The organism is Aquiflexum lacus, assembly GCF_015476655.1.
Taxonomy (GTDB): domain Bacteria; phylum Bacteroidota; class Bacteroidia; order Cytophagales; family Cyclobacteriaceae; genus Aquiflexum; species Aquiflexum lacus.
Map to the genome: position 1 here is coordinate 152,625 of NZ_JABFHF010000012.1, position 15,469 is coordinate 168,093.

At 38.5% G+C, this 15,469-nt stretch carries 18 protein-coding genes; 12 read left to right on the forward strand and 6 right to left on the reverse strand.

Annotated features, from left to right (window positions below):
- Nucleotides 1-12 precede the first annotated feature (12 nt).
- Nucleotides 13-1,257 (forward strand): serpin family protein, encoded by a 1,245-nt coding sequence (locus HMJ38_RS12755; RefSeq protein ID WP_194974788.1) that lies wholly within the window; start codon nt 13-15, stop codon nt 1,255-1,257.
- A gap of 127 nt (nt 1,258-1,384) precedes the next feature.
- On the opposite strand, the gene HMJ38_RS12760 is transcribed toward HMJ38_RS12755, so the two are convergent.
- Together HMJ38_RS12760 and HMJ38_RS12765 are read right to left on the reverse strand one after the other, a co-directional pair.
- Nucleotides 1,385-2,767, reverse strand: a complete 1,383-nt coding sequence (locus HMJ38_RS12760) for a hypothetical protein (protein WP_194974789.1) — start codon at nt 2,765-2,767, stop codon at nt 1,385-1,387.
- A 270-nt stretch (nt 2,768-3,037) separates the two neighbouring features.
- The gene (locus HMJ38_RS12765) at nt 3,038-3,844 is read right to left on the reverse strand and encodes a hypothetical protein (protein WP_194974790.1); all 807 of its coding nucleotides are present in this window, start codon (nt 3,842-3,844) and stop codon (nt 3,038-3,040) included.
- Between the two features lie 535 nt (nt 3,845-4,379).
- Here HMJ38_RS12765 and HMJ38_RS12770 point away from each other — a divergent pair.
- From HMJ38_RS12770 to HMJ38_RS12820, 11 genes are all read left to right on the forward strand, one after another.
- The gene (locus tag HMJ38_RS12770; protein ID WP_194974791.1) at nt 4,380-4,724 is read left to right on the forward strand and encodes a PadR family transcriptional regulator; all 345 of its coding nucleotides are present in this window, start codon (nt 4,380-4,382) and stop codon (nt 4,722-4,724) included.
- A 128-nt stretch (nt 4,725-4,852) separates the two neighbouring features.
- Entirely contained in the window at nt 4,853-5,086 is a 234-nt protein-coding gene (locus HMJ38_RS12775; RefSeq protein ID WP_194974792.1) for a DUF433 domain-containing protein, read from the forward strand.
- Nucleotides 5,083-5,430, forward strand: coding sequence for a DUF5615 family PIN-like protein (locus HMJ38_RS25800; RefSeq protein ID WP_394355069.1), 348 nt, complete (start codon nt 5,083-5,085; stop codon nt 5,428-5,430). The genes HMJ38_RS12775 and HMJ38_RS25800 overlap by 4 nt, the downstream gene beginning before the upstream one ends.
- Nucleotides 5,430-6,110 (forward strand): hypothetical protein, encoded by a 681-nt coding sequence (locus HMJ38_RS12785; RefSeq protein ID WP_194974794.1) that lies wholly within the window; start codon nt 5,430-5,432, stop codon nt 6,108-6,110. Before HMJ38_RS25800 ends, HMJ38_RS12785 begins: the two co-directional genes overlap by 1 nt.
- Nucleotides 6,107-6,817 carry a hypothetical protein gene (locus HMJ38_RS12790; RefSeq protein WP_194974795.1) on the forward strand — a complete coding sequence of 237 codons (711 nt, stop codon included), beginning with the start codon at nt 6,107-6,109 and terminating at the stop codon, nt 6,815-6,817. The genes HMJ38_RS12785 and HMJ38_RS12790 overlap by 4 nt, the downstream gene beginning before the upstream one ends.
- A gap of 11 nt (nt 6,818-6,828) precedes the next feature.
- Nucleotides 6,829-7,494, forward strand: coding sequence for a hypothetical protein (locus HMJ38_RS12795; protein ID WP_194974796.1), 666 nt, complete (start codon nt 6,829-6,831; stop codon nt 7,492-7,494).
- Between the two features lie 212 nt (nt 7,495-7,706).
- Nucleotides 7,707-8,177, forward strand: a complete 471-nt coding sequence (locus tag HMJ38_RS12800; protein ID WP_228780036.1) for a hypothetical protein — start codon at nt 7,707-7,709, stop codon at nt 8,175-8,177.
- A complete protein-coding gene (locus tag HMJ38_RS12805; RefSeq protein WP_194974798.1) occupies nt 8,164-8,847 on the forward strand; it encodes a hypothetical protein in 684 nt (227 codons plus the stop codon). Before HMJ38_RS12800 ends, HMJ38_RS12805 begins: the two co-directional genes overlap by 14 nt.
- A gap of 28 nt (nt 8,848-8,875) precedes the next feature.
- Complete coding sequence (locus tag HMJ38_RS12810) at nt 8,876-9,568, forward strand: hypothetical protein (protein ID WP_194974799.1); 693 nt, start codon at nt 8,876-8,878, stop codon at nt 9,566-9,568.
- A gap of 496 nt (nt 9,569-10,064) precedes the next feature.
- Nucleotides 10,065-11,870, forward strand: coding sequence for a translational GTPase TypA (gene typA / locus HMJ38_RS12815; protein WP_194974800.1), 1,806 nt, complete (start codon nt 10,065-10,067; stop codon nt 11,868-11,870).
- A gap of 539 nt (nt 11,871-12,409) precedes the next feature.
- On the forward strand, nt 12,410-12,565 hold the full coding sequence (locus HMJ38_RS12820; protein WP_194974801.1) for a hypothetical protein: 156 nt from the start codon (nt 12,410-12,412) through the stop codon (nt 12,563-12,565).
- Between the two features lie 349 nt (nt 12,566-12,914).
- Here the strand turns inward: HMJ38_RS12820 and HMJ38_RS12825 are convergent, their stop codons facing one another.
- From HMJ38_RS12825 to HMJ38_RS12840, 4 genes are all read right to left on the reverse strand, one after another.
- The gene (locus HMJ38_RS12825) at nt 12,915-13,922 is read right to left on the reverse strand and encodes a type II toxin-antitoxin system HipA family toxin (protein WP_194974802.1); all 1,008 of its coding nucleotides are present in this window, start codon (nt 13,920-13,922) and stop codon (nt 12,915-12,917) included.
- The gene (locus tag HMJ38_RS12830) at nt 13,919-14,248 is read right to left on the reverse strand and encodes a HipA N-terminal domain-containing protein (protein ID WP_194974803.1); all 330 of its coding nucleotides are present in this window, start codon (nt 14,246-14,248) and stop codon (nt 13,919-13,921) included. Before HMJ38_RS12830 ends, HMJ38_RS12825 begins: the two co-directional genes overlap by 4 nt.
- A complete protein-coding gene (locus tag HMJ38_RS12835; protein WP_194974804.1) occupies nt 14,245-14,463 on the reverse strand; it encodes a helix-turn-helix domain-containing protein in 219 nt (72 codons plus the stop codon). The genes HMJ38_RS12830 and HMJ38_RS12835 overlap by 4 nt, the downstream gene beginning before the upstream one ends.
- A 161-nt stretch (nt 14,464-14,624) precedes the next feature.
- Entirely contained in the window at nt 14,625-15,104 is a 480-nt protein-coding gene (locus tag HMJ38_RS12840; protein ID WP_194974805.1) for an RES family NAD+ phosphorylase, read from the reverse strand.
- Between the last annotated feature and the right edge of the window lie 365 nt (nt 15,105-15,469).

A 15,469-nucleotide genomic window follows, 5' to 3' on the forward strand; every position in this document is an offset into this window, starting at 1 on the left:
ATCCGATTTGCTATGAAATATCTATCCTTCCTCCCTTTTATTTGTTTGACATATTTGGTTTCTTGTGCTCAAGTGTCACAAATTCCAAATGATATCCTCCCCAATGTAAGAACCCTGGACCAAAATGAAATCAGATTGGTCAATAGCAGCAGTGAATTTGCTATGGAAATGTTCCGGGAAATCGAAAAGTCAGAAGACGGCAATTATTTTTTCAGCCCATACAGTATACATCAGGCCCTCAGTATGGCGATGAACGGCAACGAAGGCGAAGTATTGGAGGAGTTTCTGAAAGTGCTTCACTTTGAGGGGCTGGATTTGGGCAAGGCAAATGATGCGAATAAAGGATTGACAGAGTTCCTGAAAAATGTAGACCCAAAAGTGGCCATCAACATTGCCAATGCCATTTGGTACAGACAGGGCCTGAGTGTGCAGCCTCCTTTCATGACCACGATGGAAAACTACTATGGTGCAAATGTAGATGCGCTGGATTTTAATCAACCCAATTCCCATCAGGTCATCAACAATTGGATCGAAAGGGAAACAAGAGGCTTGATAAAAAATATGTTGGATGGAATTCCCAATGAGGCCATCATGTACCTGGTCAATGCCATCCATTTCAAAGGAGACTGGAAAACTCCTTTTGATGCCTCCAAGACTACAAAACAAAATTTCTATCCCGAAAAATCTCCCTCCACCCAAGTGGATATGATGAGCACGGGAGGCAAGATTAAAGTCAATTATTTCCAGTCCGGCCAACTTCAATATCTTGAACTCCCCTATAGCACAGGACAATATAACATGGGCATCGTTTACCATAGCGGAGGAAATTTATCGGAATTGATGCCGGAAATCAATTTTGAAAATATCCAATCCTGGCATCAACAAAGCTCCGAGAATGAAATGATAGTGGAAATGCCCAAGTTCAAAATGGAATACAAGGTGGAAAACCTCAAACAACATCTAATGGACCTTGGATTGAAAAAAGCCTTTGAACCAAGTCCGAAAAATTTCACCAAACTATTTGAGGATCCTTTAATGGATATGTATATCTCAAGGGTCATCCATCAGGCTATGATAGAAGTGGATGAAAAAGGAACGGAAGCAGCAGCTGCAACTGTAGTAGAAGTCGGAGTCACCTCCATGCCGGTAATACCAACCTTCATTCGCTTGGACAAACCATTCCTTTTCTTTATCCAGGAAAAACACAGTGGTACCATCTTGTTTATGGGTAAAATGGAAAATCCAAATTTGAAATGAGAGGTTGAGAATTATCTTTTCAAATTTAATTTCTTCCGTTTGTCAAGGATATTCAACGGTACTTTCCAGCCAAAATCAAATCTGAAACCATTTAAAGTGGCCTCTTGCACCCATTTTAAATTTACCATTATCTAACCAAAGTGCTGATGGGCAACTTTAAGCCTACTTCAATATTAAACCCGTTTAGATTTCCCGACTTCATATAATCAACCCGTTCTCCATTGACTATTTCCTGAACATTTACAACTCCGACTTCGGGGCTACCAAAATTTTGCGAAAAATTAAATGAAAGTATACTGGAATTGAAAAAAGGGATATCTATGAAAGCACCACCTTGGTAAAACAACCTACCTCCGGAATTTTGATCTGTTGGGGAAGACTTCAGGACAGGGACTCGTTCATCATTCAACATAATGGCTCCTCTATGGGTTTCATCCATCCTTACGGTATTTAATGTAACAAAAGTAGCAGCTGAAACTCCCACCCTTAGCCGGTTATTTTGGCCTACATCCAAATGGTATCTCGCTCTTAGTGGTATGGCCCTTGTCCTTGGGTCATTTAAGCTGACCCATCCAAAGTTTTGAGAATTCACCTTTGTTTGACTCATCCAACTGGAATAACCGGTCTCAAAACTCCATTGGCCTGAAGTGTAACCAAATAGAATTTGGGAAGCAGGTCTAAGCCTGTTCATGCCTGATGCATTACTTTGTACAAAATCTGGCTGGAACCTCTGTAAGGTAGTGAACATTACATAAGTACCATCCCCCCAAGCCGCCACACGCTTCTCTGTTTTTCGCTCCATTTTGGTGACTCTCCAATCCTCCCCTTTTCTTGTCCTAAAGTCTATGCCATAGCCCAAAACAAGACCAGTGTAGCTGCCCCTGCGTTGGACTTGCGGCTGTGGGGAAACCCCCGTCCAGGTAAAAATTGAGCCATCTAGCCTTCCAAAACCTTGATGATGCCTCAATCCCACTAAAAAATAGTTATTACCCGGTGTATTGAATTTCATTCCAATTTCAAGAGAAGCAGAAGGAACCACATTTGTTGTAAATCCAAAATTCAGTACCGAATCCTGAACGTTAAACCCATATTCTCTTGAAAGATTGACCCCAATGGAAGGCTGTGCATAAAGATCATTTTCACCCATTTCCCAAGTTCTCCTAAGACCCAAACTAAAATTACTGTAGGAAAACCCCCAATTTATTCTCTGTGGCCCCGGAATAAATGCAAATCCCGAATGTTCAGGATGTTGTGTAAACCGAAAAGGTGAGGACACATGCCAGGATTGCAGTACAAGTTGCCAGTCCCTATTGATATTATAGGACAAACCCAAACCCAAATTCAATCCTGTACGAGTAACAAAGTCCACTGAAGGAGAAGGATTATTTAATAAACTTTGATGGTGTTGTTGAGGAACAAGGTACATTTCAAGATTGATCCTGCTTTGGGCATTTGTTTGAAAAGAACACATCCACAAAAGCATACTCATTGAAAGCAGTAGTTTTTTCATTTTAGAATATTTCGTGAACGAATCATTAAATTAAGACTTTTAAACTAATTCCTTTTAATAAAAAAAGGAAAAATCATTGGCCCCTTTTTTATTAGGCAAATCAATAATCAATATAAAATTTTCACTCATTAAAATCTATATCAATCTCATCTACATTTTTCCTGCCAATAACTAAAACTCCTCCTCCAACACTACTTAATCCTTAAATTCAGGATTCCCTCTCAGCAAGGACCCCATCTCAAATCTCATGTCTCACATCTCACGTCTTTATTACCTGGTAGCTGAAAATAAATTCAGGGGCAATTTATAAGCAATTTCTACTATATACCCTTCAATCTTGAGTTCATCCGTGAAACTGCCCTTCTGCCCTTGATACTCCCATTCATAGGTGACTGTCCTTAAAGGACCTGCTGAGATTGCTCTTGAAAACTGTAGATTCAGGAAGGAGGATTTGAAAACCTGAAACTCCGCATACACTCCTGCTTTAAAAAATCCCGATATCCTTGGCCGATCCCAATAATACTTGTACTGCAAATACCTTTCTCTATCATTAAAATAATCAAAATAGTATGTACCTCTTCCTTGTTGGTTCCTGTTTCTTGTTTGGTGGAGGAGAAAGTTCAATGAACCCATAGCCCCAAATCTGAATTTCTTGGATGGACCTGTGGGCACATCATATTTCATAACAAGCGGAAGGAATATTGAATTATAATTCCCAGAAGTCCTAAAGTTTTCACCTGCCGCTTCAAGAAAATAGATTTCACTATGATACTGCCAAATGAATCCCAATCCTGTTTCGATTGAGGCATTTTTTAACCGATAACCATAATTAACACCGACTACTCCATTGTATTCACCATAACCGCCGGTAAAAATATCATTGCTTCTGGAATTTTCATGCTTTCTAAGTCCCCCCTGAAAAAGCACATAACCCCCATCTGCCACACTTGCTTTTTGTCTCATTTCTTTCCTTTCCAATCTGGTCGATAGCAGTTCTTTTTCATAATACCGCTGTGCATAACCATCCAAAACAAAAAGCATTATAATCAATCCTGTAAATCCAATCCTTAATTTCATAAACAGGCAGTTTAAAATTAAAACATGCTATTATAACTAATAATTGGTTAGATTATTTTATTGCAATAAAAATTAAAATAGTTGATCTGTTAAAGATGGTTATTTTCGAAGTCTTTGAACTTATTTGCCAAAGCTTTGTGAAGGATAGTGGTTCCAGTAGTGGTTCAAGTCTTCAGACTTGGACCACCCCTTTTGCAGTCTTCAGACTGCCAATCCCTAGAATCCTAGCTCCTCCTCAATCTCCGGATTAAACTACTCGTTCTAATGAAAAACCCTATTTTCCAAAATATTTTGACCCCTTGCTATAAAAAACCCTGAGGACTTTGTCTTGTTTCTTGTATCTTGGTTCTAATCTCTCCCTTCCCAACCCTCCCGTTCCATCAATCAAAACCTTCGAGGTCAAAAAAAGACCTCAATGGTTACCCTACCCTGTCTCAAATCTCACGTCTCATATCTCACATCTTAAAAAGATACCCAACTTGCTTATGTATATAATTTTTTTATATATTTGCCTTACTGATGCATCTTAGAAAACATGTCAAACAATAATCTGATCAAAGGAAGCTTACAGACCATCATCCTCAAACTCTTGGAGGAGAACGATAAAATGTATGGCTATGAAATTACTCAAAGGGTAAAAGAACTTACCGAGGGCGAAATCAAAATCACGGAAGGCGCACTATATCCTGCCCTACACAAATTGGAGGCAGAAGGGATGTTGACCACTGAAATCCAACAGGTGGACAACCGGGTAAGGAAATACTACAGCCTCACCAAAAACGGTCACAAGGAAGTCAGCGCCAAGATGTCCGAGCTGCAAAGCTTTGTCGGCAACCTGCAGCGGATTTTGGACCCTGAATGGAAACCGGGGTTAGTATAGGTAAAAACGGAGGACTGAATGAATTCGATCTGGACATAAAACTATGTCTAAATAAAACAAACTTTAAACCCTGCATTCAGAAATTTCGGGATCACAGTTTGACATTGAAACCTAAAAAAAATGAAAAAATGAAAAATCAATTAAATAGAATCACTATTAACCCTGATATCGCGCATGGAAAACCTACCATTAGGAATACACGATATGCCGTTAGTTACATTCTGGAATATTTAGCTGGTGGCGATAGCGTTGAAGATATTTTAGAAGAATTCAAGGACTTGGAAAAAGAGGATATTTTGGCATGCCTTGCTTATGCTGCTCAAACTGTAGATATTAAAGAATTCAAAATTTCTGCGGCATGATTTTTCTCTTGGATGCAAATATCCCTCCTTCACTAGCCGAGGACATTCAAGGACAAGAGGTCATACATGTTAAAACTTTCCCCAATGGAACCTCAACAAGGGACGGGGTAATCAATGAATATTTTGCATTAAATAATTGTGTTTTAATTACAAAAGATTCTGATTTCTATGATTCTTTTATGTTGAAAAAAATACCGCCAAAATTAATTTTAGTGAAATTGGGAAACAAAAGGTTAAGGGAACTAAGGTCTTATTTTCGGAAAAATTGGAATCAAATTGAAAAACTGATTACAGAATATTTACTTATCGTTTTGACACCGGATAGTATTAAAGTTTTGCAATAATGCGCCAACTCACAGACATAGAACTCCAAGGAATCCGCATGGCCATTATGCGGAAAGAGATTTCTTCAGCAGAAATCCTGATGGAAGTTTATGACCACTATGTCAGCCATTTGCAGGAGTTTCCGGTACAGAAATTCAATGATCAACTTTTTGAATTGGAGGAAAAGTTCACTTTTGCCTATTGCCATGCCCTTCAGGCAAAGTTTAACAAAGAAATCAGAAAGGAGCTCAGCAGTCTACATTGGCAGGTTTTGAAAAGATATTTTTGCTTTTCCAAGATACTATATGTAATAATTTTTACTTTCATTGCATTTCAAATGAGCCGTTTTGTGACCAACCAAAAAGAAATCGCTCTGTTGGTATTATCTCCTCTTGTGATTTTAGCAGGTGCTCATATTTTCTTTTTGATTAAATCCCATTTCAGGATCAAAACCATAAAAAAAGACTTCAATACAGCAGGACCTCTTCAATCTTCACTTTCATACCCCTTTTCAGAAAAACTTTACCTGCCAGTCATGATGGCATATGTCATCATGTGGTCTGCTGAATGGGTTTTTAATTCCAACCCAATCGCCAATTTGGCCCCGTCAATTGCAGCAATTATTTTCATCATCCTTTCCATTTATGTGCTCACCCTACTTGAAGTTTGGCAAATCAAGACTAAAACTGCGCTGATATGAAACTGAACGAAGACCAAATCAAACAATTGCACTTCCATATCAATGCGAAGCAAATCCCTTATACGGAGGTTAGGGATGAGGTTTTAGATCATTATCAGACTGCCTTGGAAAATGAAACGGGAAGGCCCATGAAGGAGGTGTTGGCTGAACTGGATGAAACCTTTACACTTCAATATTGCAGGGAAGTGGCTGAAAGTTACTTAGATTCCCTTAAAGCTGAATACCCGAAAATGTTTAAGGAAAAGCTATTTGATCTGTTCCGGTTAGAAAAAATCTGGATTCCAATTATCCTTTTCGCATTTGTGATCAGTCTCCCCAATTGGGTCAAAAATGGAGGAATGCTGATGCACCTAGTCAATTTAATCATGCTGATGGGTTTGGTTCTTGAAGGTTTGGTAATAGACCAATCCTATCCAAAAAGAAAAATGAAGCACCACTATCGCGCAGTGGATGACAAAACTATTTTGGCTCAAAAGAAGGCTGCCGTACCAAGAGGTTTTGCTGTGCTACATATCCTGATTTTGATAATTGTCTTTGTTCCTGTATTGGTTGTTCACCTTCTGGAACTTGGGGAAGCAGTGCGTCCTACATTCTTTTTTGAGCCGCCATATGTGTATGGTACCATTATGGGATTGTGGCTGTTTTTCCTGATGACATTGGCAAGGTTCAATGCCCAAAAGGCCATGGTCAAACCTCAAATCCATTGACATTAAATACAATGAAAAAATTAAGTGATATAGAAATCCAAACCATTAAAGACCGGCTAGATCGGTGCTTGATCACTTATGTGGAAATATATGATGAGCTATTAGATCATTATATCTCTGCTTTGGAACAGGTTGCTTCTGAAGAGTTTGGAAACAGAATGGAAGCCTTGGATGAAGAATTTGCATGGTCGGTCGTTAAACGAATGGAGAAAGAGCTTCTAAACTCAGTCAGCAATCAATTACAAAGCTCTCAATTACAAGCCTTAAAATTCTGGAAAATGGATTTTTGGAAAGTATTGGTGATTTTTTCCTACAGTATTTTTCTTGTGATGGTTAATCTATTTATCAGTTTAGATGTCATGTTGGTATTCTCCTTTCTACCAATAGTTGGCATCTTAGTGGCTTTACTTTACCATTCAGGCAATTCCTTTTCTTTTTCCCGTGATCCAAAGTATAATAGACCAAAAAATGTAATTCTTCAAGGTGCACTTGGAAGGTATGTGCTGATCTTCAATTTGCTCAACGCTTTTTTCTTGGGGACTTCCACCTTTCTGAACATCCACGGTTTTGGAAGCTGGGCAATGGCTTTGATGATCTGTTATACTACTATTTTGAATATTTATGCCTTATCCCTTTATGGATCAATTAACCTCAAAAATTTAAAACTGATAAGATAATGAAAGCTAAGGACATTCAATATCTAGAGGAAAAACTTGCCGAAAGACCTTTTCGATGGGAGGAGTTGTACTTTGAAATTCTCGATCATGTACTTTGCAAATATGAATTTTCGGGGATAGATGAGGTTGAGGCTTTTTGGGAGCAGGAGAAACTGAATTGGAGTAGGTGGAAGATTTTTAAAATCAAATTTAGGCATCGAAACTTATTAACCTTGGAGTATTTGAAATACTTTCTAAAAAGTATCTCTTCTTTACATCTTAAGGACTTAATGGCTAACGGTATTTTTCTTACAATAGCAACAATTTTTGGTTATTTTCTTCCTAATCAAAAATTAATCATTTTAATAATGTTCTTATCACTCATTTGTTTACCCATCTGTTTTTTTGCATGGATTTATCATACGAAAGATACGATTGGAGAACGATCCCCATCTTTAAAAGGGAAAGGTTTGTATAGTGGAAAAAGAGATGCTTTCAATGAGTTGATAGTTGGCAATCTCTTCTGCTGGGGAATATTTTTGTTTTCCACACAAAAATTGAAAGGGTTTGAAGGGATATTTGACGTTCTCTTTGCAAGCCCCCAACCTACAACCTTAATTTTTTTCCTGCTGCTCAATTCCAATCGAGCCCTGTTCAAAGTCTATCAAGCCAAACTCAAACCCTACTTGTATGAAGCTAAGTAAGGCGCAAATCAAACAGTTAAGAGACCTTATCTCGTATAAGGGGCATGTGTACATTGATGTGCAATACGAAATCCTGGACCATGTAGCATGTAAGGTTGAAGCATTCATGGAAGAAAAACCCAGCTTATCATTGGATCAAGCTTTTCGTGAAGTCTTTGCTTCCTTTGGTCATAAAGGTTTCAATGAACTCGATGCATCCTACCAGAAAATGATTGCAAAAAGGCATTGGAGATATTTTTGGGAAGAATTGAAACTGTTCTTATTCAGCTTCAAAGTACTGCTAGTGCTTGGTGTTTTTACGCTGTTTTACAACCTGCGCTTTGCATTTGAATCTACTAATGGATGGATAGGTGGACTGTTAATGCTGTTTATTTGTTTTGTAGTTTTATTGGCCGGCATTCATTGGAAGAAACTTAAAAAGTACCGAAAATATGCTTCTTTCAATACCACAGGGAATTTCTTTGCTATTGTCTCCTTTGTTTACCAACTGTGCAGTTTTAGCTATATCATGCTAAATAACTGCTTGAAAAACGAAACTATTTGGTCTAACTACGGAGTGCTTGCTATCACCGGAGTCCTCATGTTGATGTATTGCTGTTTATTTATTCTTCCAAAAGTATTCGAAAGAAGCCAAGCCGATACCGAAGAGTTGATAAAACTCTATAACTGACATTTGCCTGGTAAAACCCGGAACTCCTATGAAACTAACCAAAGACCAAATCGAACAACTCAAAAAACTAATCTCCTACAAGGGCTATCCGGAGATCGATGTGCAATATGAAATCCTGGACCATGTGGCTTGTAAAATTGAGGAGTTAATGGAACAAGAACCTAAGGCTACATTAGAAGCTGCCTTTGCGAAAGTACATGCTTCCTTTGGGATTTTTGGGTTTTCAGAATTGGAGGAATCGTATAAAAAAATGATCCAAAAGAGGCTTTGGGGATATTATTGGACAGCGCTTAAGGATTTGTTGTTGAGTTACAGGGTTATTTTTCCAATTGGCCTTCTTTATCTGTTTTTTCAATCTTCAATTCTGCTTCAGGATTCTAGGGCATGGATTGCAATGATCATTGCCTTCCTACTATTTTCCTTCTTTTGGGTGGTAATCCGGTATTGGGGCAAACATAAAAAGTACAAGAAATATGCTTCATATATCGCCTCCAACAGTGTGTTCCAGATTATCAACTTTGGCGTGATCGTATGTATACAGGGACATACTTTTGTATACCGAGAGCAAGGTGTGCAAAGCGGTCTTTTTGCCCAAATCTTTATCGGCACTATTTTGCTTGCGATCACTTTTCTTTTTGTCAGTGTTTTTATCTTACCTAAGGTATTGGCTCGAAGTATTTCAGATACAGAAGCCTTGATTCAAATCTATGGGGAAGGTTGATACATATATGCAATGATCTCAGTCGTACCTACAGCACTTCCCAACTTCTTAAGCTATCCTCATCAAAAGCCGTGATTACTATATTGTCCCCTCCACCGGAGCTTTTCACTTGCTATCTCAAAATTGCCTGAATCAAAAAGTAAAAAACCTATCTGATTAAAACACGACTGAACCTGAATTGATCCCCTTCTTACTCAACCTACCTGAATCCCATCACAAATTTCCGTAAGAAAGGCGGAAATGTAGTATATTAGTTGGAAGTCAGCGCTAACTCCAATATGTCTTTTCTTCCCGATTTTTCTTCATTTTAAAATACCTGATCCCGATGCCGATGTTTAGCAATTTTTCAATCTTACAATCCGCCACGGCGGACAAGTTCTTCCAATCTTTCAATTCCCAACCACCCTCTCTCCATTAACTTTTCATTATGATTTTTAAGTCAATCGGTACGATACCAAATTTTCTTCCTACCTTTGCAGCCTAATTCAATTTTGCAATGCTTAATATTCGGAATATCGCGATTATCGCACACGTTGACCACGGCAAGACCACCTTGGTGGACAAGATCATTCACATCTCCAAAATCTTCCGTGAAAACCAACAATTTGACGACCTGATTCTTGACAGCAACGATCTGGAAAGAGAAAGAGGGATCACCATTCTTTCAAAGAACGTATCCGTTAGATATAAAGATCACAAGATAAATATCATTGACACACCTGGTCACGCTGACTTTGGTGGTGAAGTGGAAAGGGTTTTGAAAATGGCCGATGGGGTTATCCTATTGGTGGATGCTTTTGAAGGTCCAATGCCACAGACCCGATTTGTGTTGGGCAAAGCTTTGGCTTTGGGATTGACCCCAATCGTAGTAGTCAATAAAGTGGACAAAGAAAACTGTAGGCCTGATGAAGTCCATGAGGCTGTTTTTGACCTGATGTTCAACTTAGACGCTACTGAGGAGCAGTTGGATTTCCAGACTCTCTATGGCTCAGCCAAAAACAATTGGATGGGTCCCGACTGGAAAAATCCTACTGACACTATCCTTCCACTTTTGGATGCCATTATTGATCATATACCTGCTCCAAAAATTGATGAAGGTACTTTGCAGATGCAGATTACTTCCTTGGATTACTCTTCTTTTGTTGGCAGAATAGCTATCGGAAGGGTCAAAAGAGGCAGCATCAAAGAAGGCGCACAGTTGACCCTTTGCAAAGCTGATGGTATATTCAAAAAAGTAAAAGTCAAAGAACTTCATGTATTTGAAGGCTTAGGCAAAGTTAAGGCCACTGAAGTCCACGCAGGTGATATCTGCGCGGTTACTGGAATTGAGGATTTTGAAATCGGTGATACCTTGGCTGATTTGGAAAATCCTGAACCGCTTCAAAGAATTTCGATCGATGAGCCTACCATGAACATGCTCTTCACGATCAACAACTCTCCGTTTTTTGGAAAAGAAGGCAAATTCGTGACTTCAAGACACTTGAGAGACAGGCTTTTCAAGGAAATGGAAAAAAACCTTGCTTTGAGGGTTGAGACCACTGATAACGAAGATAAATTCTTGGTTTATGGACGTGGTATCCTCCACTTGTCAGTATTGATTGAGACCATGAGGAGAGAGGGTTATGAAATGCAGGTTGGTCAGCCTCAGGTGATTTTTAAAGAGATCGATGGAGTCAAAAACGAACCTATCGAAACCTTAGTAGTGGATGTCCCTGAAACTACGGCCGGAAAAGTAATCGAACTCGCTACCCAAAGAAAAGGTGAATTGTTGATCATGGAGCCCAAGGGTGACTTACAACATTTGGAATTCAAAATCCCATCAAGGGGATTGATTGGTTTGAGAAACAATGTCTTGACCATGACACAGGGTGAGGCCATCATGAACCATAGGTTTTCTGCCTATGAGCCTTTCAAAGGTCCTATACCGGGAAGGATCAACGGTTCTCTGATATCCATGGAAGGTGGACAATGTACCGCTTATGCCATCGACAAATTACAGGACAGAGGAACATTCTTTATCGATCCGGGAGATGAGTTATATGCCGGTCAGGTAATCGGGGAAAACTCCCGTGACAATGATATCGTCGTTAACGTGCAAAAAGGTAAGAAATTGACCAACATGAGGGCCTCAGGTTCTGATGACAACGTCAGGATCCAACCAGCCAAAAAATTCTCATTGGAAGAAGCTATGGAATACATCCAGAAGGATGAATACCTTGAAATCACTCCAAAATCCATCCGAATGAGAAAAATCTTCCTGGACGAAGGGGAAAGAACTAGGATGGCGAAGAAAGAAGCGTAAGCTAAGACGCAAGACTTAAGACATAAGATTCAAGACTTGACCTCGAAGGTTTTTTTAAACCTTTGAGGTCTTTTTTTTGTCAGCCCCATTGACCTTTGGGGTTTTCAAAACCCCGAAGGTCTTGACGTTTAAGTAAAATCATTGAATTCTTAATAAGGGGAAAAACCTTCGAGGTCCTGACGTCGCGGTAGGGAAGACCTCAAAGGTTGCGGGAGTAGACCTGCAAGTTTTTGAAAATCTGGTATGCCTTCTTTTTACCATTCTAACTGATGAAAAGGCAGAACTTTGATCCTAAAACCATCCTGCTCAAAATCATCTTCCTGGGAAATTGTGACCAGTAAAGCCTCTTTTTTATCAAAAAATCTCATCGCTTTATAAAGACCATCCAATTCTCTTTTATTGTTTACTAACCAATATTATTATTGTTTAGTAAACTACATTATTGAAAACAGTGGGAATTAGAAATTTTCAATTCAAAAAATCATCCATTTAAGAAATAGAATTGGTTGAAATATATCTTAAATCCATAAATTCACTCCATGAACAAATACCTTTTATTTACGCTAAACATTGCTATTTTGACTGCCTGTTCCCAAAAACCTCACCCAATTGCAGAGCTATTCAAAGATTACCAAGGAGAAAAAGTGGTCTACCATACAGGCAGCAGCACCTCCTTCCGAAATATCTTTTACTGAATACCAACCACACAAATCAGCATCATTATCCTTACCAACAGAAATGAACCTGAGGAGGAAAGTATGGTAGATTTGGCGGAGAGGGTTTTGGAGGGGTTTTATAAAGAATGGGGTTCAACTTTATAAAAGGAGAGGAATTTTTAAACATTTATACTTGATTATTTGGAAACGAAATCCTCACTTTCGTTTTCATACTCAGCTTTTATTTTTTATGCCCTTTCAATTTCTTTCTTTGGTGCTTTTTTGGGTTTTCTTTTGAAATCCGTTTCCCTAAACCTCTAAATTTCCTTTGTCAAAAAAAGGCGAAAATCCTGAAAATAAGTGACAGAATTCAGCTTGTATCTTTATTTTATTCTTTAAGGAGTTGTTTCAAACGACCTTGATACGACTGCAAATAGTTTCTTTTGGTATGGTTATTTAGAAACGAAGCGGCGATCATTTTTTCAACAAACTCTGATTTTGAAATCATCAATGCCATGATTTCATTAAAATTCTTTTCACTTATTAATGCTTTCTCTGCTAGTTTAGCAAATTGAAAACTGGTTTTTCCCAGAGCAAGATTTCTGGGCAATAGACCATCCTCCAAGGCAAAATCTTTATCATCTATATGAATTCGGCTATTGAGTAAGTCATAAGCTGGACTGAGTCTATAGTCTCCAAATGGGGTTTCCAATATCGAGAAATTTTTAAAGTGTGCATCCCCATTTGAATAAAGGTAATTAAAGACAAGTGTTTTCAACAGTTTTGGTGCCTCCAACTTATAGGTCGGCAAGTATCTTTGCATCAACTCAAAGATCTCCAAATAATTCCCTAGATACTTGTAGTGCACTCCATGGGTTTGTGGGGTTCTTTGTGCCAATGAAGCAAAATCATCCTGAGCCAATTTTTCGGCTTTTCCAAAAGAAAGAGAAGCACCTTCTTTGACATCAAATCTCTTGGTGATGTAGGCAGGTGTACCGTCTTTAAAAAAAATCAACCCATTTTCTGCAGTTTCTATCCCATAAACCTGACGGGCTATTTGCATGGTCAAATGCTCATTGGCAGGCATTTGATCTGGCAACTTACCAGCACCTGGAATTGGTTTCAGGATATAGGTTCCTTGTTCACCTTCACGAATAAGCCTTAATTTGTTCTTTTCAAGCAATAAAGAAAATTTTTCTTGCACACCTGATATCGATATTCGTTTTCGGTTCTCTTCAAATTGCTGATCAGTTTCCGGATTAGTGCTTGGTGAATCATAAGGCAAAACATGATGTACTTTTTTACCTTGAAATAATCTCTTCAAAGCAGTTCTGTTGTAAGTATCAAAATCCTCAGATAATGTACAGGGACAATATTTGATTTCCACAAAGCTCATTGATCCTCTACTTTAACAACCCTAACTGCCCCAACGCTGTCATTCTTTGTCGTAGTCAATAGTATGCCAAAGTTGTCTTCCCGGTCGATCCTATTGAGCTTACAAACCACTTGCTTATTGGAACCTTCAGGAAGCATGTGATAAAAAAATGGAAATAGGTGTTTGGAATGAAACTCTTGTTTGGTTTTAGGTAATGTGAGACTGATGCTTTGCTTATGGCTGTCCACTATCCAATCATTATGATATCGAAATGAAAACGAACCATCATCGTATTGAGTCAAGATTCCCGCTTCTTCATTTTTGAACAAGACTTTAGCATTTCTCATTGATTAGAAGTTAAGTCCTTAATTTTCAGGCAAACCTCCATCCCCAACACATCTAATAATTTCTGAAGTGTCAAAAGTGTAGGATTACCTTTTCCGCTTTCAAACTGTTTTAAAGTCCTCAATCCAACACCCGAAAGTTCAGCTATTGTTTCCTGTGTTACATGTAGCGCTTCCCGACGTTCTTTAATAGTTTTGACCAATCCTGTAAAGTGCATTATATGGCATTATTTTATACAAATGTAGTGTAAATTTCTTGGAAATCTATTAAAGGAGCGGTAAATTGCACTATGTTATGCATTTAATTTTTGTAAAAAGCTGAATTAGAAGTGAATCAATTCACTATTAAGAAAGATAAACTAAGGAACATAAAATCCCTTTATCCCTCCCTCATCTCCCTAAACCTTTGACCAAATCTTAATGGCTCAAGAGAAACCAATTTAATCATTTTTCCTTCAGGATGATTTGGGTTGATTAAATAATTAAACTCAGGGGAAACAATACTACTTGGCACTTTTAATACTGCGGCAATTTTTTCCATGACGAAATCATCTCCGATAAATTGCGTTTCAAGTATGGGGGGATTGGCACCCCAGTTTTCTGGAAGGTCTTCGGACCTTAACTCCAAAATCTCTATTTCATCTAGGATTTCTATTTCAACATAATACCTATCTGTAGGTAGGTCTTCACTGAGATCCAAATGAACTGATACTTCCAAAGTTGCCAAGGCTCTTGATGCGGAAGTGTAAACCAGATAGGTATTAGGGCTGTTCCATCGGAAACCTTCTGTTAATGCCGCCCCTGTCTCACTCAAGGTAGTCTCTAAGTATTTCTTCCTTTTGATTCTATAAACTCGCATCAGGCAAGATTTCCATATTCCAGTCTGTTTAGGCAGTTTCTGACTTCCTGAATTCTATCTCAAAACAATTCATAATGGACATTGGTAAATAGGCATAGCAAGTTTTACCGCTTGAATAGTTTAGAAAAAAAAACCGGACATCCCTGCCCGGTTTTTCTAGTATTTAATCTAATTCGCCATTCCAACAAATAAATCCCTTCATTCTAAGGCCAATTCCTTCATTAGTCAAGGTTCTCATTATAAACCCGTATCCCTAGATTTCTCTCTACGTTCCTGCCACGGCAGGCAGGCGAAATGAAAAGGAAAAGCTTGTCTCGTCCTGAAAATGGTTGACACTTTTGTTTTTCAAATATAGTCAGTGTTTC